15 protein-coding genes and 1 pseudogene are annotated in these 18,309 nt (G+C 67.0%); 3 read left to right on the top strand and 13 right to left on the bottom strand.

Annotation, left to right across the window (positions count from 1 at the left end):
- The 3 genes from Q0A15_RS06260 to Q0A15_RS06250 form a co-directional block, all read right to left on the bottom strand.
- Positions 1-1,364: hypothetical protein (locus tag Q0A15_RS06260; RefSeq protein WP_291278666.1), on the bottom strand; the 1,364-nt coding region annotated here is incomplete at its 3' end.
- On the bottom strand, positions 1,361-2,008 hold the full coding sequence (locus Q0A15_RS06255; protein ID WP_291278665.1) for a hypothetical protein: 648 nt from the start codon (positions 2,006-2,008) through the stop codon (positions 1,361-1,363). The genes Q0A15_RS06260 and Q0A15_RS06255, both read right to left, overlap by 4 nt.
- 142 nt (positions 2,009-2,150) lie before the next feature.
- The gene (locus Q0A15_RS06250) at positions 2,151-2,681 is read right to left on the bottom strand and encodes a hypothetical protein (RefSeq protein ID WP_291278664.1); all 531 of its coding nucleotides are present in this window, start codon (positions 2,679-2,681) and stop codon (positions 2,151-2,153) included.
- 223 nt (positions 2,682-2,904) lie between these two features.
- On the opposite strand from Q0A15_RS06250, the gene Q0A15_RS06245 reads away from it, so the two are divergent.
- Together Q0A15_RS06245 and Q0A15_RS06240 are read left to right on the top strand one after the other, a co-directional pair.
- Positions 2,905-3,738, top strand: a complete 834-nt coding sequence (locus Q0A15_RS06245; RefSeq protein WP_291278663.1) for a hypothetical protein — start codon at positions 2,905-2,907, stop codon at positions 3,736-3,738.
- Between the two features lie 179 nt (positions 3,739-3,917).
- Positions 3,918-4,316 carry an Rv3235 family protein gene (locus tag Q0A15_RS06240; protein ID WP_291278662.1) on the top strand — a complete coding sequence of 133 codons (399 nt, stop codon included), beginning with the start codon at positions 3,918-3,920 and terminating at the stop codon, positions 4,314-4,316.
- Positions 4,317-4,421: 105 nt separating this feature from the next.
- On the opposite strand, the gene secA is transcribed toward Q0A15_RS06240, so the two are convergent.
- From secA to Q0A15_RS06190, 10 genes are all read right to left on the bottom strand, one after another.
- A complete protein-coding gene (gene secA / locus Q0A15_RS06235; RefSeq protein WP_291278661.1) occupies positions 4,422-7,145 on the bottom strand; it encodes a preprotein translocase subunit SecA in 2,724 nt (907 codons plus the stop codon).
- A 165-nt stretch (positions 7,146-7,310) separates the two neighbouring features.
- Positions 7,311-7,991: a ribosome-associated translation inhibitor RaiA gene (gene raiA / locus Q0A15_RS06230; protein WP_291278660.1), complete on the bottom strand. Its 681-nt coding sequence runs from the start codon at positions 7,989-7,991 to the stop codon at positions 7,311-7,313.
- A 187-nt stretch (positions 7,992-8,178) separates the two neighbouring features.
- Entirely contained in the window at positions 8,179-8,766 is a 588-nt protein-coding gene (locus Q0A15_RS06225; protein ID WP_291278659.1) for a ComF family protein, read from the bottom strand.
- Between the two features lie 299 nt (positions 8,767-9,065).
- Complete coding sequence (locus Q0A15_RS06220; protein WP_291278658.1) at positions 9,066-10,784, bottom strand: LpqB family beta-propeller domain-containing protein; 1,719 nt, start codon at positions 10,782-10,784, stop codon at positions 9,066-9,068.
- Positions 10,784-12,658 (bottom strand): MtrAB system histidine kinase MtrB, encoded by a 1,875-nt coding sequence (mtrB, locus tag Q0A15_RS06215; protein ID WP_291278657.1) that lies wholly within the window; start codon positions 12,656-12,658, stop codon positions 10,784-10,786. The genes Q0A15_RS06220 and mtrB overlap by 1 nt, the downstream gene beginning before the upstream one ends.
- Before the next feature lie 5 nt (positions 12,659-12,663).
- A complete protein-coding gene (mtrA, locus tag Q0A15_RS06210) occupies positions 12,664-13,341 on the bottom strand; it encodes an MtrAB system response regulator MtrA (protein WP_291278667.1) in 678 nt (225 codons plus the stop codon).
- Positions 13,342-13,431: 90 nt separating this feature from the next.
- Positions 13,432-14,505: a hypothetical protein gene (locus tag Q0A15_RS06205; protein ID WP_291278656.1), complete on the bottom strand. Its 1,074-nt coding sequence runs from the start codon at positions 14,503-14,505 to the stop codon at positions 13,432-13,434.
- Entirely contained in the window at positions 14,502-14,891 is a 390-nt protein-coding gene (locus Q0A15_RS06200; RefSeq protein WP_291278655.1) for a chorismate mutase, read from the bottom strand. Before Q0A15_RS06200 ends, Q0A15_RS06205 begins: the two co-directional genes overlap by 4 nt.
- Positions 14,892-15,007: 116 nt before the next feature.
- Complete coding sequence (gene mnmA / locus Q0A15_RS06195) at positions 15,008-16,189, bottom strand: tRNA 2-thiouridine(34) synthase MnmA (protein ID WP_291278654.1); 1,182 nt, start codon at positions 16,187-16,189, stop codon at positions 15,008-15,010.
- Positions 16,190-16,481: 292 nt separating this feature from the next.
- A complete protein-coding gene (locus Q0A15_RS06190; protein ID WP_291278653.1) occupies positions 16,482-17,714 on the bottom strand; it encodes a cysteine desulfurase family protein in 1,233 nt (410 codons plus the stop codon).
- Between the two features lie 214 nt (positions 17,715-17,928).
- Here Q0A15_RS06190 and Q0A15_RS06185 point away from each other — a divergent pair.
- Positions 17,929-18,309 (top strand): annotated as a pseudogene (locus tag Q0A15_RS06185) (arabinose efflux permease); the annotation flags it as partial.

Here is an 18,309-nt window from a genome sequence, read left to right as displayed (position 1 = left end):
GGCGCACCGAGTACGAGGGCAGCGATCCCTTTCCGGAGGGCCGAGCGTGGGGCCGCTTCCGCGAGAGCCCGTCCGGCGAGCACGGCAGCATCGGCGGCCACCAGGTCCCATGGGAGGAACTGGTGCGGGACCATCTGCCGGGGACCGAACCGCCGCCACGCAGACGCAACGGATGCTTCGGGCCGCGGCCCGGAGCATCCGGCACGCACCTTGTTCACCACCACCTCGACCCGGGTATCTGGGCCGATCCTCTCCGGCAATTCTTCGCAGGCCCTGATCAGGCGTGGCAGGCCGATCGCGTCTGCGGTCCCGACAACGATCACCCGGTGAGCCATCCCGAGGGCCGCCACGGTCGCGTCGTTGCGTTGGGGCGCAAATGTGTCCATGGCCAAGTCGTCGTCCTGCCCGGCAGCGGCGGCCACATCCACGATGACGTGGTCGGACATCCGCTCCAGCACACTCAGGGCCGTGCGCAATCCCTCTGCGGAGATCTCCGCCCAGCGCTGCGGTCGGGGAAGGCCGGAGGTGAAACGCAGCGTGTGGTGACCGACCCTCACCCTCGCGTGCGCCGCGGTGTCCGGCAACGGGTCGAACTCCCCCTCCTGCACCGCCCTGGTCAACCTGACCAGGCCAGCGGTCTCGTCCATGAGTCCGAGCATGGGCCCCAAGCTCGCCGCATGTGTGTCGGCGTCCACCAGGCAGACTCTGGATCCCAGAGTGGCTTCCTCCACCGCAAGATTGAGTGCCACGGTGGATCGACCGGGCGCACCATGCGTTCCCCAGACCACCGTGATCCTCCCTGGCGCGTCGGTACCCGAGGCGTGACCGGTGCCGGGCTCAGCAGACGTTTCACCGGATCCTGCGCTGGAGGCGGTGGACGGTGCGACCGGCGGCGACCACGGTCCGGGATCCGCCTGCCCCGCCGGTGGAGCGGGCCGCCACGCGCCGAGCGGCGGCGCCATCCCGGGGACAGACTCGGCTGCCGCGTCCGGTGGGACCCCCGCCGTGGTCTCGGCCGGCCCGATCGTTGCCTGCGCTTCGAGAGCAGCGACGATTTCTGCGACGGAAGCGTCCCACGGGAGCACGCGCAGGCCCATCCGGGTCAATCGTGGTTCCTCCGAGGGATGGCTCACCAGGCAGACCCCGCGGCCTCCCGCTCGGGTCAGCGCCTCGGTGAAGGCCGTCGTGATCTCCACGGTGGGCCCGGCCAAGACGGCATGGGACGTGATGCCCGCACCGATCACGGCCAGGACTTCAGCGAGGTCGTCGCAACGCCTGACCACCACCACGTGTGCTTGGCTGCGTTCCAGGTCGGACACCAGATCGGGTCGGTCCCCCCAGACCAGGACGGGTATGGCATTCATTCGCTGCTCCCCGGTGGTAGTGCGACCACATCCATGCGCTGCCCTGCGCCACGGGCGCGGATGAAGTCCGCGACCGACTCCGGCGGAACCAGGATCTCGATGGTGGTGGACATCGTTGCACCGATGGTGGCCTCCGCGGTGTGCAGTGTGGTGACCTCCACGCCTGAGAGGAGGACGCTCGACGTTCCTGCCTCGCCTCCCACGGTGCCCGCCCGTGTGGCATAAACGTCCACACGGCTTCCACGTTCGACACCCACCGGTCGTTCCCCCTCGACCGTGACGGCGAGCGCCCTACGGCCGGCCGGATCGGGACGCCCGACACCGTTGACGGGGATGAGTTCCCCCTCGGCGATGGGAGCCAGAACACGGGTACCGGGTTGCGGGGCCGCGTCCGCCGCCAGATAGCGATCGCCCGCCTTCCCCAGCCGGACGTCCACCGCCACGAGGTCCTCTCCCGTGACCTCCTGGCCGACGGCCAGGTCCACGGCAGCAGACCACATCGGTGTGGTGTGCTGCGACGAACGTACCAGCCATGCCACTGCGATCACCGAGGCCAGTATCAGCAGGATGCCGATCAGCAATCGCGGATCCTTCCACCCGGAGGGGCGCCAGCGTGCTCCCGGTGCCGCTTCTGCCTGGTCCATGGTTCCTCCACACGCTCGCTCGACCGCCGGAAACGTTCCCGCTCTGCGGTGCATGGCCAGGAATCGTTGCGCTGTATCGCTGTAACGACAGAGCATGGCGCAGAAACCTCGTCCGGAACAAGAGCCAGTTCCGATCTGTGGATCAGCGACGCCCGGTTCCCGGTGCGCTCCCGGACCGCCACCGAAGCGCGCTGATGCCGTCGAGCGCCATCAGGACGCGTTCCGCGGACTCCAGCGCGATGTCCAGGTGGTCTCGTCCCACTGACAGCAATCGTCCGTGATCCGTCCGGCCGTCGTCCTGTGCCAGCGCCAGCGCTGGTCGGCTTCGTGCAAGGCGGCGCAGCAGCGCCGAGAAATCCACCCTGTCGCGGACCTGTGGAGAACCCGCCTGTAGCAGCCTGAGCTGCCGCACAGCGCTGGAGCGCACGGCCCACTCCGTCCCCGAATCGGGCGTCACGACGACGACATCGCGCCCCACCCGGCTGACCGGCCCCTCGATGACGTGCGCCCCGCGCAGCTGCAGACGAATCCTGGACCCAGGCGACAGCCTGTCAAGCAACGTCCTCGAGACGTTCTCCGCCCGCACCATCTCGTTGGCCTCGTCCCAGAGGACGCGCTCGCCCGCGGCAGCTGCTTGAGCCGCGAGGTCGTCGAACAACTCCTCGAATCGCATGCGCGAATCCTAGGCCCTTCAGCGACTTCCTGACAGCGGAGCACCGCCGAGCATCATTCTTGCGCTCAGTGGCGCGACCCATCTGTCCACAGCCGCTCAAAAATTCCTCTGGACAAGTTCGGCACATCGGTGACACACTCCTAACCCACATCAACAAGTATCAAACTCCATCAAACAACATGTTTGAACAGTCAGTAGTAGCGTCTGAGAGGGACATCGGGTCATGAACCCCAGAGCATCGATCGCACCGGCCGCCCGCGTATCAGCGATCTGTGGACGCCTTGGCCTTCTGGCCCTCGGCCCCGGCGCCATCTTCACGGCGTTCTGGCTCCTGAGGCATCCACTCGTTCCGGGAGTGGCATCGCCGACAGCGACCTGGACGCAGCTGGCAACCGTCTGCGCCACGGCCGGCCTCTGCGGCTGGGGACTGTGGTGGAGCGGGGCGTGCCTTCTCGCCGGTATCGCCCGGGCGCGTCGGGCCATGACCGGAACCATGCCGGCATGGGCCGAGCGACTTCCTCGACGCTGTCTTGCAGCGACCGGTCTCGCGGCCACCGTCACGTTGTCGGCGTTGGCCCCCGCGCACGCCGCATCGCATGTTGCTGTCACCTCGATCTCCCCCATGGTTGATGCGGAAGCCCACGAGGTGGATCCTGGGTGGCCACTCGGCCGCGCGGAACAGCCCATCACCCCCGACTACCCGTCCACGCCCCGGCCCTCCGTCGAGGAGGAAACTCCTCAAGACGCCGATCCTCCGGAAAGCCGGGCTCAGCACGTCTCACCTGCCCCGCGAGCATCCGATACGCCACAGACGTGGAGAGGGCCACGACCCGCCACGGATCTGCCCGCTTCCCTCGGGGGATCTCGAAGGGCCGAAGTGATCGTGTCCCCCGGAGACACCCTGTGGGACCTCGCGGCTGACCACCTGGGTCCGAGCGCCAACTCTCATGACATCGCCCAGGAGTGGCCCAGGTGGTTCCACTCCAACCGGGATGTCATCGGGAGCGATCCGCATCTGATCATCCCGGGCACGCGACTGCTTCCTCCGGACGGGTGAGGGCGTTCGTCCCCTTTGCCCACCCACGCTCCCATCCATCAAGACTCCCCCGTCGCCAAGACACCAACCGTTCGGAGCACACCATGACCACGTTGGCCCTGCATACCTGCCCGGAAGACACCGGTTCAGCCACTGAGCCCGGTCCGAAATCTCCCCTCCCGAAACGCCACTTACATCTCGTGCCATCGGCAGCACCGACCTCGAGGGGCGTCCCGCAAGCGGCTCAGCAGGCTGCCTGCGCCGCGGCCAGGGGCATCATCGAGGCCGTTGCAGGACTGCGCCCGGTGGTCCATCTGGCCCAGAGCTGCGACCTGGTGACCTACGAGAAGCTACGTCGACGTGTCAGGTGGGAGTGCGAGTCGCAGGACCGACGCAGCCCTGCTCCGTCCTCGAGGCAGGCAGTGGGACGCCAACCCGGCCGCCCTCGGCTACGCCTGCTCAGCACGCACACCCAAATGGTGGCAGACGGAGTCGAGGGGTCGACCACCTTCGGCCTGGGCGGCAGGGTGCGCGCACTGGGCTTCCGGCTGGAATCACAACGAGGACGCTGGCGCGTGGTCGCTCTGGAGCTCGGGTGAACCGGAGCCGGGCGTCGCTCAAACCCGCCACCGGGCCCATCGGCACCGCCCGGGAGACAACGCAGCGCCCGGACCGACGACTCGGTCCAGGCGCTGCGCGGTCGTTCAGCGGCGCTTCTTGGACTTCTTCTTGTTGTTGCCCTTGGTCTTGCCGGACTTGCCGTTGCCCGAGTTCCGGTTGGCGGACGTGGAGGATTCGTCCTGATCCGATGTACCCGTGCGGCGCACGGAGGCCTCGGCGTCGCCGCTCTCGTCCGGACCCGAGTAACCCAAGGTGGAGGGCTCCTCGTGTTCCTCCAGTCCGGCGCCCTGTGCCTGGCCGGCATCCTGCCCGGGTTCGACCTCCGCGTGGAAGACCAGGGAGACGGCTTCCTCACGGATGGACTCCATCATGGTCTCGAACATGGCGTACCCCTCACGCTGGTATTCCACCAACGGATCGCGCTGAGCCATGGCACGCAGGCCGATGCCCTCCTTCAGGTAATCCATCTCGTAGAGGTGTTCCTGCCACTTCCGGCCCACCACGGAGAGCACCACGCGCCGCTCCAGGTCGCGCATGGTCGAGGCGCCCAGGTATTCCTCACGGCGGTCGTAGGCCACCAAGGCGTCCGAGACGATTTCTTCCTTGAGGATCTCCGAGGAGAGGTGAGCGGTTCCTCCCACCTCGTCCACGATCTCATCGGCCGTGATGGAGATGGGGTAGAGCACCTTGACGTTGTTCCACAGCGCCTTCAGGTCCCAGTCATCACCGCTGCCTTCTGCGGTGGCCTCGACCACCATGGCACCCACCGAGTCCTCGATGAAGTTGCGCACCTTCTCGCGCAGGTCCTCGCCCTCCAGGATCTGGCGGCGATCGGAGTAGATGGCCTCACGCTGACGGTTCATGACGTCGTCGTACTTCAGCACGTTCTTGCGCTGCTCGGCGTTGACACCCTCGACCCGAGCCTGAGAGGACTCGATGGCGCGGGAGACCAGCTTGGACTCCAGCGGCACGTCGTCGGGCATGTTCGGAGCGTTCATGATGCGTTGCGCCATACCCGCGTTGAAGCGGCGCATCAATTCATCCGTCATGGACAGGTAGAAGCGTGACTCGCCGGGGTCACCCTGACGACCGGAACGACCGCGCAGCTGATTGTCGATTCGGCGCGACTCGTGGCGCTCGGTGCCTAGCACGTAGAGCCCCCCGAGTTCCCTGACTTCGTCTCCTTCGACGTCGGCCTCACGCTTGGCTGCCTCGAAGACCTCGTCCCATGCCTCTTCGTAGGCTTCGGGATTCTTGACCGAGTCCAGGCCGCGGCGCTTCATCTCGGCGACCGCGTTGAACTCGGCGTTACCGCCGAGCATGATGTCGGTACCGCGGCCCGCCATGTTGGTCGCCACGGTCACGCCGCCCTTGCGACCGGCCTGAGCCACGATGCCGGCCTCGCGCTCGTGGTGCTTCGCGTTCAAGACCTCGTGGCGGACGCCGCGCTTGGCCAGCTTCTGTGAGAGATACTCGGACTTCTCCACGCTCGTGGTTCCGACGAGCACGGGTTGACCGGCCTCGTGTCGTTCCACGATGTCCTCGACCACGGCGTCGAACTTGGCGATCTCGTTCTTGTAGATCAGGTCCGGTTTGTCGACACGCTGCATGGGCTTGTTGGTGGGGATCTCCACGACGCCCAACTTGTAGGTGCCCATGAATTCGGCCGCCTCGGTGACGGCCGTGCCGGTCATGCCGGAGAGCTTCTCGTACATGCGGAAGTAGTTCTGCAGGGTGACCGTGGCCAAGGTCTGGTTCTCGGCCTTGATCTCCACGCCTTCCTTGGCCTCGATGGCCTGGTGCATGCCCTCGTTGTAGCGGCGTCCGGGCAGCGACCGGCCCGTGTGCTCGTCAACGATCATGACCTCGCCGTCGATGACGACGTAGTCCTTGTCCCGCTTGAAGAGTTCCTTGGCCTTCACCGCGTTGTTGAGGAAACCGATCAGCGGGGTGTTGGCGGACTCATAGAGGTTGTCGATTCCGAGGTAGTCCTCTACCTTCTCGATGCCGGGTTCCAGGACGCCCACCGTGCGCTTCTTCTCGTCCACCTCGTAGTCGGTGTCGATATTGAGACGACGCACCAAGGAGGCGAACTCGACGTACCAACGGTTGACGTCGCCGGAGGCGGGCCCGGAGATGATCAGCGGGGTACGGGCCTCGTCGATCAGGATCGAGTCGACCTCGTCGACGACGGAGAAGTAGTGGCCGCGCTGGACCAGTTCGTCCTTGCTCCAGGCCATGTTGTCGCGCAGGTAGTCGAAACCGAACTCGTTGTTGGTTCCGTAGGTGATGTCCGCTGCGTACTGTTCGCGGCGGGTGGCCGGGTCCTGGTTGGACACGATGCACCCGGTGCTCATACCGAGGAAGCGGAACACGCGTCCCATGAGATCCGCCTGGTATGAGGCCAGGAAGTCGTTGGTGGTGACCACGTGAACGCCCCGACCGGTCAGGGCATTGAGGTAGGCGGGAGCGGTGGCGACGAGCGTCTTGCCTTCACCGGTCTTCATCTCGGCGATGTTGCCGAGATGCAGTGCGGCCCCACCCATCAGCTGAACGTCGAAGTGACGCATACCGAGGGTCCGGTCTGCGGCCTCGCGCACTGCGGCGAAGGCCTCAGGAAGCAGGGAGTCCAGGTCCTCCCCCTCGGCAAGGCGCTCCTTGAACTCATCCGTCAGAGAGCGCAACTCCTCGTCGGTGAGCTCCTTGTAGGCGTCCTCGAGGGCGTTGATCTGTTCGGTGAATCCCTTCAGGCGCTTGAGGACCTTCTTGTCCCCGGCCTTCAGGATCTTCTCGAAAAGGTTTGCCACCTTTGGGTCTCTCCCGTCGCTAACGTGTTCGGTCGTGAGCCCACCAAGGCCCCAGGGCAGTCTACGGGTTCGCGGAACCGTCTCTCCCCAGGATGTTCCCAGGATTTCACGCGCCAGGGGCGCACCGGGTGGTCCCGGTACGCCCCTGGAGCGATGCTGTCGAGGTCAGGCCTGCGGCACGGGCTCCGCCCCGCGGTAACCGGAGACCGATTCCTCCGACGCGTCCTGCGCCTCGGGATCCAGCGAGATGATGCCATAGGACCAGCCCTTGCGGCGGTAGACCACCGAGGGCCGCCCGGAGGCGGAATCCACGAAGAGGTAGAACGGGTGCCCCACCAGCTCCATGTTGTCCACTGCGTCGTCCACGCTCATCGCCACCGTCGGGAAGGACTTGGTGCGGATCTCCACCGGGGTCTCGTCAGCTTCGACCGCCGCGTCCTCCGCCTGCTGCTGAAGCACCTGCTCGGCCAGCGGGATGCCGGGAGTCACCACCGGAAGCGCACCTGTGGCGTCATGCACCGTGGTGGGGGCATGGCGCCCCCGATGCACCTTCTGTTTGTCCCTTGCCCTGCGCAATCGTTCCATCAACTTCGCGAAGGCGAGATCGAACGCGGAGAACTTGTCCGAGGATCGCGCCTCAGCCCTCACCGCAGGCCCCACGCCAAGCACGGTGATTTCAACGGTGCCCTGCTCGGCCGACGCGCGTACGTTCACGTCGCGAGTGACCTTCACTTCCACCCTCTGCACCTTGGGCACCAGGGACTCGATCTTCCCTGTGCGCGTCTCGACGTACTCCTGGAACCGCTCCGAGATCTTGACGTTGCGGCCGCTGACGTTCAGGTCCATGGCATCCTCCTTGTGGATGACTTCGGGAGCGTCTCAAGCGTTGACGGGTCGGAGGTTTCTGGACCCCCGCCTCGACTACTGGAGACGATGGGTCACTGTCGTCTGTGCCCATGTCTCACCGTAACCCGTGGAAGGCCCGGTTGCCCACTTCCTGGCGCGAAGAGCTTCACGTCGGGCGTGTCGCGCGTCACATATGTTCAACGACCGAGTGTGGGTCCGGAACGTGGGCCAGGACGAGTGCTCCGAGCACCCGAGCGCCACTTGCGCGCAGGACCCGTGCACACTCCGCCAAGGTGGCTCCAGTGGTCATGACGTCGTCCACCAGCACCACTCGACTTCCGGGCTGCACCTCGGCGCTCGCGTGGAAGCGGCCTCTCACCGCGCTCCCTCGGTGCCTGCGGTCCCGCCCCTTCTGGGTCGTCCCGTTCAGGAGTCCTCGACGCGCCCTGAGCCAACGGCGATAGGCGGGTGCGCGCCGGGTTCCGCCTGGTACACGCCTGAGACATTCCTCGACCGGAACGAACCCACGTCTGGACACAGAACCGGGCGCCGGCGGCACCGGTACCAGTACCGTGTCCGACGGAACGCAGGCCACGAGCCGCGTCATGGCCGGCACGAAGCGGGTCAAGACGGGCCTGCCGTGCCGAGTTTTCGCCGTGAGCAGGGCGGCTGCGACGATGCCGCCGTAGCGTCCTGCAGCCACCACCGGGGCCGGCCGGCGTGGCGCCAGGACGTCCAGCTCGGCCAGGTCGTCCACGATGCGCGGATGCGCCAAGGACCGCGCCAACCGACGGCCACAGGCTCTGCACCACACCCCGCCATCGGCTCCGCATCCTCGGCACGTGGAGGGAAACAGGGCTACCGCGAACTCATCCGCGGCAGCCCTGCCCCATCGGGCCGGCACGGAGTGCCAGGCCGTATCGGCCCAACCGCGAAGCCGACCGCCACCGGTCGAGAATCCCATGCACCCATGGTGCCCTACGGCCCGGTGACTGCGGCGCTCGGGCCGCCACTCATGTGGAGAACCCGCCGGGACGGCCGACGCGAAGGTCAGCCGTCCCGTCTCACATCGGCTCAACCGCGATAGGAGAGTTCCTGGACGCCTTTACCGATCTCTCGCCAATTGCGATCGTCACGCTGGTAGACCGTTCCCGCAGCGTTGACCGCGATCGCAGGCCGGGACGCCCCCGGCGTCGCCGTGAGTGCCGCCAGCCGCAGCATCGGCGGCCACAGCTCGTGTTGCAGATCCAGTCCGGAGGTCTGCGGCTGGATCCTGTCCTCGGGATCGGCGCGGTAGACCACCACGGACTTCTCGTCCTCCCACACCACCTCGGTGGCATCGGCCTCTGTGACTCCGAGGTCCAGTGGTGCGGCGAGCCCTGTTGGGCGTCCGTCGTCGTCGCGTTGGATGCCTGCAACCAGCAGATACAGATTGGATTTTCCATCCTCTTCGCGTTCCACCACGAGCGCCAGTCGGCTGCCGTCCGCGGAAACACGCACACCTGTGACCCTGTCGCCGGCCAACCAGTCGGGTTCCAATTCCACCCGCTCCTTACCGGAGGCCTTGCTCACCTGGAGCTTGCCAGGTTGGTCGGCCGATGACGTCCATACCCACGAACGCGCATCGTAGGACGGATCCGCGAGCTGCTTACCCTTGACCAGGGTCCTGACGGTGCCGCCGGAGTCCAGCACCTGCAGCGAACTCCGGTGGGAACTGAGCACGGCGTACGCGTCCTGCCCCGGGGCCATGGTGGCACCGGAGAGCCCCTGATCGAGACCGTCCGCCCCCTTGATCTGTTCGACCTCTCCGTCCTTGAAGCGGATGAGCTGGTCATCGGCCACTCCGACCAATTCGCCGTCGGTCTCTCCGACAGGAACGTCGTTTGGCATGGACTCGGGAGCAACGGAACTCTGGTTCACAGTGAGGTCCACGTCCTTGACGCCCTCCTCCTGTTCGAGGGTGGAATCGAGCTGTTGCAGCATACGTCCACGCTGGGCTTCGCTGGCGGCGGCCACCACCGACGAGGGGACATCCACGGTCGCGGTGCCGTCCTCCACGGGGACGGAGGTACGAGACAATCGGGCGCCGTTGGGGAAGGCCGAGGTCACGGCTCCGCGAAGGTAAGGTGCGGGTCCGGACATCAGCGCCGAGACCACGGAGGCGACCCTGCCCTGTCTGCGCACCATCCATCGCACGTCCGGGACCAACGCCGTGTAGTCCGAGTCCGCGTAGAACCACAGCGTCACCGGCGCCACGATGTTGGAGAAATTCGCCCTGTCCAGGACCAGCCCGTCCGGCGCATCCGAGATCCTCCACTGCCCGTCCACCTCATCGAGGCTGAAGTTCAGGCTGGTCTCGCGTTGCTCATCGGTGCGGATCCCGTTGGCGTCGATCTGACGTTCAACGGCCAGCGTGACCCGCTGGTTGGGTGAGTCCTGCGCCCCGTCCGCATCGGCGAACGTGGTTTCGCCATTGGTGACCAGGACTCCGGCCGTGGCGTCCCAGGTCTGGGCCAGGTCCGTGGTGAGGTACTCCCGAGCCACCGAATAGTTGTCCTCCGAGTCCAGACCTGCCTCCAGGAAGCCGGAGACGATGGCCTGCGGGTTCTCGTTCCCGCTCGGGCCGTGGACGTTGTAATTGGGTGTGTCCGCGTTGGCGCGACCGTCCTCGGCCTTCAGCGTGCCGACCGGCCCCGAGGTGGGTATCGAGGAGCAGGCCGTGAGGCCCAACACGAAGCACATGGCTGCGATCAGCGCGGCACGGGATCGTGAGGCTCTCCTTGTTCCACGCATCACGACTTCCCTCCCTCGTGGTCGTCGTCCTCCTGGGTGCCTTCGTCGGCTTGTGGATCGGAGGCGTCGACGTCTTCGGGGGCCCCACGCCTCGGTAGGATCGTGATCCCACCCGTGGTGGGAAGACCGATGTGCAGGGTTCCCGGAACGGTCTCGGCGGCGGGATCTTCCTGCGCTGCGTCCGTCTCGGAGCTGCCAGGCAGAGCGAGCCCTGTGCGGGGGAACCATTCGGAGTCGTCCGCCTCGATGGCCTGTGCCATGGCCAGTTCGGCCGGCGTCGGGTCTGCCAGCGGCAGCGGGGAGGATGTCAGTCCTCCCCCGGCCTTCCGTGGCAGGGTCAGTCTGAACACGGACCCTTGCCCCTGCTCGCCCCAGGCTTGCAGCCAGCCACCGTGCAGACGTGCGTCCTGCATGGCGATGGCCAAGCCCAGACCCGACCCACCGGTGGTCCTGGTCCGCGCCGGATCCTTGCGCCAGAAGCGGTCGAAGACGCGGGCGGCGTCCTCCTGGCTCAGCCCGATCCCGTGGTCCCGGACGGACACAGCCACGGCTTCTGCGTCTCCGGCCACGGTGACCTCCACCGGTCGGCCTTCTCCGTGTTCCACTGCGTTCAAAACGAGGTTCCTGATGATGCGCTCCACTCGTCGTGGGTCCATCTCCACGATGGCGGGCTCCGGCGGGAAATGGGTCACGATCTCCACTCCCTCTGCCTCCGCCAGCGGCCTGGCGGTCACGAGTACACGATCCACCACGGGGACCATGTCCCATGGGCCGGCATCCAGTGAGGCGGCGCCGGCATCGAATCGGGAGATCTCCAGCAGGTCCGCCAGCAGTTCCTGGAAGCGTTCCACCTGGTCGTAGAGCAGCTCGGCGCTGCGCCGATTCATGGGATCGAAGTTCTCACGGGCATCGTGCAACACCTCCGCAGCCATGCGCACCGTGGTCAGCGGTGTCCGCAGTTCGTGGGAGACGTCGGAGACGAAGCGTTGTTGCATCTGGGACAGATTCTCCAGCTGCACGATCTGTGCTGCCAGGGAATCGGCCATACGGTTGAAGGACCGGCCGAGCCGAGCGACCTCGTCGTCGCCGTTGACCTGCATACGTTCGGTGAGGCTTCCTTCCGCGAGTTTCTCTGCCGTACGCGCCGCTTGGGAGACCGGATGCAGAACCCGTTTCACGGTGTACCAGGCGATGCCTCCGATGACCACGAGCAACAGGCTGAAGCCCAGCCAGAGGACGCGGTGGACCAGCTCCAGTGTGGATTGGACCTGTTGGAAGTCATAGACGATGTAGAGGGCGTAGTCGCGGTTCGGAGCGATCTGCACCCGTTTCCCGAAGGCCACTCCGGGATGGGTTTCGTCCCCGGAGTGCAGGGCCACCGATTCCCAATAGATCTCGTTGCCGTCCTCGACGGAGGATCCCAGGCTGCTGGGTATCGCGTCTTCCGCTTCCGGCGACGAGTTCTGCTCGGGCACCCATGAGGTCCCGTCACGCGAGATCACTCGCAGCACGTACTCGCGCTGAATGGTGTCGTCGCCACGCAGGCTGCGCAACGTGTCGTTCACCAGCGTCTGGGTGGAGGACCTGTCACCGGTTGCCGCGGAGCGGAAGGACGAGTCGGCTGCCCTCAACCACGTGGTGGCCTCGGAACGCACTTGGGCCAGGCGTTCTTGGAAGAGGCCATCGGCGATCCGTGCCGAGAGCAGTGCCCCGGTCACGACCTCTGCGAGTCCACACAGGATCACCGTGATGACCACGATGCGCACCTGCATGGAACGGCGCCAGGCCTTCAGTCCATGCTGAACCCAGCCACGAGGATCCCAGCCGGCCCGCTGAGCCCGCGGTCCGACGTCGGCAGCATGACGAGATCCCACCCGGATCAGGCCTGGCCCGCCTTGTACCCCACGCCGCGCACCGTCTGCACCACCTGGGGATCATCGGGGTCCTTCTCCACCTTGGAGCGCAGTCGCTGCACGTGGACGTTGACGAGTCGAGTGTCTGCCGAGTGCCGATATCCCCAGACCTGTTCAAGCAGCATCTCGCGAGTGAAGACCTGCCACGGCTTCCGGGCAAGGGCCACGAGGAGGTCGAACTCCAGAGGGGTCAGTGCGATGCGGGCTCCGCCCCGGGTGACCGAGTGCCCGGCAAGATCGATGGTGAGATCGGCGGCATGGAGCACCTCGGGTGCGTGCCGTTCCCCGCCGCGCAGCCTTGTCCGGACTCGGGCCACGAGTTCCGCCGGTTTGAAGGGTTTGGGCACGTAGTCGTCTGCACCGGCCTCGAGCCCGGCCACCACGTCCGAGGTGTCCGACTTGGCGGTCAGCATGATGATGGGGACATCGGATTCCTGGCGGATCTGGCGGCAGATCTGCACACCGTCCTGCCCGGGCAGCATGACGTCCAGCAGAACCAGGTCCGGGCGCGTTCGGTGGAAGAGGTCCACGGCCTGCGCTCCGTCGTGGCAGAAGACCGGATCGTATTCGTCGTTGCGCAGGACGATGCCGATCATCTCGGCCAGTGCCTCGTCGTCGTCCACGACGAGAATGGTGCCCTTCATCGCTTGGATCACACGCTCCTTGGTTCGTTGAGTCGGTCTCGCGCCACTGCCGGCGCGGCCGCCGTCATCCCATCCTAGGAGATGGAACCGCTACGCGATGGCTTCGAGGTCGTCGTGCCGAACCAGTTCGAGGGCGTCCGCACAGTCTCGGGCGGTGGCGGCGTGCCCACGAAGACGCAGCGGTGTCACCGGGTCATCGGCGCCGGTGGCGACCACGACGTGGGTCAGCGCGGCCGCGTCGAGCCCCAGCCTCCGCCAGGGAACGGCGACGGACCGAGCCAGGTTCGCGACCCGCCCGGGGGCCGGGTCCGGCGTGGGGATCTCCACCACCACGTCGTGCCCGGACTCGACCCAGGTGGCGACCGGTACGTATCCCTCGGGGGCGTCGGGACGCCGGATCCTGACGGCGACGCGAGGCACTGCCTGACGCTCGGGTTCTCCGTCCGGGCCTGCCACGGCCGTAGTCAGCGCCGGGAGGTCCCGGAGAGCTGTCAGGCCCGCAGCCTGCACCGGCAGGATGGTTCGGGCCCGCCGGGCCAGCTCCGTCCAGGCTTCGCCGACATGAGCCTTGTCCCAGGCGGGAAGCTGGCGGTAGCCGGAGGAGGACCGGACCGTCCCGGAGGTGACGGCCGCAAGATCCGGCTCTACGACGTCGAGCACTGCCTGTGTGCCAGGAAGCGAGGCCTCGGTGGCGCCGGCGAGGGCCGCCATGGATTCGATCCATGCTTGCGCCACGTCGCGGACGGCTCCCGCGTCCGAGAGGACGGGTTCTCCGCTCGGTAGAGCCAGCCTGGCCACCAGGGTGGCCGGCCCCACCACGCTCATCGAGGTGGGACCCAACGGCCGACCCTCCGCGAGGTCGGCAGCGATTCCCAGAAGGGTGCGTTGGTGCGACCGCGTGCGGCGGGCGGCCGCGTCGTAGCCTGCCCGTGAACCCGTCAGTCTCCAGCCGTGCGCGGTGAGGGAAACCGGGAGGTCGGCGAGGTGCACCACGGTGCGCGGCAGCGCGATGGTTCCGGGGAGGCCTACCGCACCCGGAAGCGGGACCAGGTGCGGGTCCCCGAGTTCTCCGCGCAGGATCCTGGACGGCTCCACGAGGTCGTCCCCCAAGACCTCCGCACGGATGGTGGCCCTGACCGGGATCTCGATGCCGGCGTCGCTCACTTGTCCGGGGACTCTTCGGTCTCCGTGGCGCGGGCGGCCTGGTGTGACTCCGAGATGGCCTCGTGGTGACGGATGACCTCGTCGATGATGAAGTTCAGGAATTTCTCCGCAAAGGCCGGATCCAGATGCGCGTCCTCGGCGAGGGAACGCAGTCGCTGGATCTGTGCGACCTCCCTGTCGGGATCGGAGGCAGGCAGTCGGTAGGTGGCCTTGAGCCAGCCCACCCGCTGGGTGCACTTGAAGCGTTCGGCCAGGAGGTAGACCAGCATGGCGTCGAAATTGTCGATGCTCCCGCGGATGCTCAACAACTCCTCCATGACCTTGGGGTCCACATCATCGCTGAGTGAGGAGGCGGACGGGTCGAAGGGGGATGCTGCGCTGCTCATGTACCCATCCTAGAAGCCGACGCACGGTGCCTCTGCACTGTTACTCGCCGTACCGCCTGCGGCGGCTGGTCACCTGTTCCCTTGGCTTGCCTTGGCCGGGCGCGATGATCAGTTGGTCAGGCGTATTCGAGGACGGACGGATCCCATGCAGAGGAGTGCGCCTCGGAGACGGTGGCCTGGCCTAGCACGCGTGCGTGATCGTAGATCACCATGGACTGTCCGGGCGCCACGCCCTTCACGGTCTCGCCGAGTTCGACCTCCACAGCGGTGATGCCGTGCGGTGCGGGAACATTGGTGGCCGGGTCGACGGCGAGCGCGGGGTCCACGATCCAGCGGGCGCGGCCGGGGACCGGTTCCGCATGGGCGCGCACCTGGACCTCCACGTCCAACCACTGACCGCTGACCGCGTTGTCCGGGACGGGACCGGCGAAGGAGGGACGCAGGCCGGAGAGCCGGTCGACGTCCAGCAGATCCTTGGGACCCACGACCACGCGGTTGTCCTTGGGCCGGATCTGCAGCACGAAGCGCGGCTTGCCGTCCGGTGCGGGATGGCCGAGCTTCAGGCCGCGGCGCTGGCCCACCGTGTAGGCGTTGGCGCCCTCGTGTTCCCCGACCGTGACCCCGTCCTGGTCCACGATCTCACCGGGGGTCATGTCGATGCGTTCCGCAAGGAAGCCCTTGGTGTCGCCGTCCGGGATGAAGCAGATGTCGTGGCTGTCCGGCTTCGAGGCCACACCGAGTCCGCGTTCTTCGGCCTCGGCCCGCACCTCGGCCTTGGTCGGGGTGTCCGCCAGGGGGAACCAGCAGTGGTCCAGTTGGTCCTCCCGCAGGACACCGAGCACGTAGGACTGGTCCTTGGCGTGGTCGGCGGCGCGCAGCAGGGTGGGGCGGTTGTCCTCGTCGCGGACCACCTTGGCGTAGTGGCCGGTGACGACCTGGTCGAATCCGAGCGCGATGGCCTTGTCGAGTAGGGCCTCGAACTTGATCTTCTCGTTGCAGCGCAGGCATGGGTTCGGGGTGCGGCCCGCTGCGTACTCCGCCACGAAGTCGTCCACCACGTCTGCCTTGAAGCGATCGGAGAAGTCCCAGACGTAGAAGGGGATGCCGAGGGTGTCGCAGGCGCGGAAGGCGTCGTTGGAATCCTCGATGGTGCAGCATCCGCGCGAGCCGGTGCGCAGCGTTCCGGGCATGCGGGAGAGCGCAAGGTGGACGCCGACCACGTCGTGCCCCGCCTCGACCGCGCGGGCTGCGGCCACCGCAGAGTCCACGCCGCCGCTCATCGCTGCCAATACCCTCATGCTGCTTACCTGTCCTCGTGATCTTGGTTCTTCAGTGCGCTGCGTCGTCCGGATGCCGCGTCTTCCGTGCGCCGCATCCTCAGCGTGATGCGTCCCGCTGTCCGCACAGTGCCTGACCGGTCAAGTGTAGTGATGTGGAACTCGAGTGAACACACCTCTGTGGTGCAACGCGGACGGGGCCGAATCTGTTCCCATGGCGGCCGAGTCATCCGCCGCAGAGTCCGCAACCGCGAGCACCCGAGAGGCGGCGAGCGCCGGCGAGCGCAGCCAGGCGGCCGCGAGAGCATCGGCCTCAGCGTGCGTTCGTCCTGGCCGCCGCGTTGAGTCCTGCTGCTCGCGCCGCGGAGAGCACACCTGGCAGCGCCGTGAGTACGACATCGACGTCACCTTCGGTACTTCCGGCCCCGAGGCTGAAACGCTGCACGCTGCGGGCGTCATCATCGCTGCGGCCCATGGCCACCAGGACGTGGCTGGGGCCCGCGACTCCGGCGGTACAGGCCGATCCGGTGGAGGTGGCGATTCCTGCCATGTCCAACATGAACAGCACGGAATCCCCCTCGCAGCCTGGAAAGGTGAAGTGAACGGTTCCCGGCAGGCGACGCTGTTGCGTACCCGGCAGGTCGGGATCCGGTCCGTTCAGCACGGCGTCGGGAGCCAGGGAACGTACGCCTGAGATGAGCCGCGCACTCAAGGCCCGCAGTCGAGCGGCCTCGTCATCCGTGTGCTGCAACGCATGCTCCGCAGCGGCGGCGAAGGCGACGGTCCCGAGCACGTCCAGGGTCCCCGAGCGCAATCCACGTTGGTGACCGCCGCCGTGGATGAGCGGTGTTGGGGCCTGGTCCCGCCCGAGCACCAGCGCCCCGATGCCTACGGGTCCCCCGAGTTTGTGGGCGGTCACGGCCGCCGATGCGATACCCGGAGCGCGCAGCTGGACGGGCACGTGGCCGAGTGCCTGGACCGCGTCGGTGTGGAAGGTGGCCCCCACCTCTGCCGCGGCCTCGGCCGCCTGCTCAACGGGTTGAATGGTGCCGACCTCGTTGTTGGCCCACATGAGTGTGGCCACGGCGACGCGATCCGCGTTGGCCCGCAAGGTTCGCGTCCATGCGTCCAGGTCCACGACGCCGTCCCGGGAGGAGTCTGTGAGGAGGGGAACCTGCACCATGCGTGCGCCCTCGTGGGCAACGAGCCACTCCACGGTGTCCAGCACCGCGTGGTGCTCGGCCCCGGTGACCACGATGGTGTCCCGTGCCGGGTGCTTGCTGCGGGCGGCCCACCACGCGCCCTTGAGACCCAGATTGTCCGCCTCGGTCCCGCCGGAGGTCATGATGAGTTCGGTCGGGTGCACACCCAGTGCAGCGGCGAGCCGTTCCCGGCCCTCCTCCACAATCCGGTGGGCCCGGCGACCTGCTGTGTGCAGGGAGCTGGGATTGCCCACCAGTCCCAGGTGCGCTTCCAGCGCCTCCCGTGCGGGTGTACTCAGGGGGGTGGTTGCGGCGTGGTCGAGATAGACGGGATCGGCAGGCACGTGGCCAAGCCTATCCCTGCGCCATGTTGCCCTCATTCCCGGATCGGCCCCCACTCCCGGATCTGGGTCACCGAATCGGCTCCATGGATGCGAGGACGAGGGCGGATGCCAGCACCAGGACGAATCCGAGCACGGGGGCGAATCCAGAGCGCCTCGTCGACAGCGATAAGGTGATTCTCGGATCAACGGGGGTATCGGGAGGAGCGTGAAAGCCATGAGGACGTACGCGCCCATCCTGGTCCCCGTCCTGATCCCCTCGTGGCTGTTGGCCGTGGCGCTCGGTGCCATCATGCCGGTGTTGGCTCTGGCCGCGCTGAGCATCGGCGCGCAGACGTCCTACGCCGCGGTCCTGGTGGGGATCATGGGTGCCGTGTCCCTGATCGGTACCATCCCGGCCGGCATCTTCATCGATCGCGTGGGCGACACCGTGGCCATGGTCACCGCAGGCATCACGGCGGTGCTGGTGCTCGGAACCATGGCCCTGACGCTGGCCTCGGATTCCGAAGCGTCCCTCGTGGTCTACACGGTGTGCCTCATGATCATGGCGCCGGTGACCGACATCTGGTCATTGGCCAGGCAGGCCCTCGTCGCGGAG

It is taken from the genome of Galactobacter sp. (genome assembly GCF_022712295.1).
Lineage (GTDB): Bacteria > Actinomycetota > Actinomycetes > Actinomycetales > Micrococcaceae > Galactobacter.
Note: the sequence above shows the minus strand (reverse complement) of the source record. Positions and strands in the feature narration are given on the sequence as shown.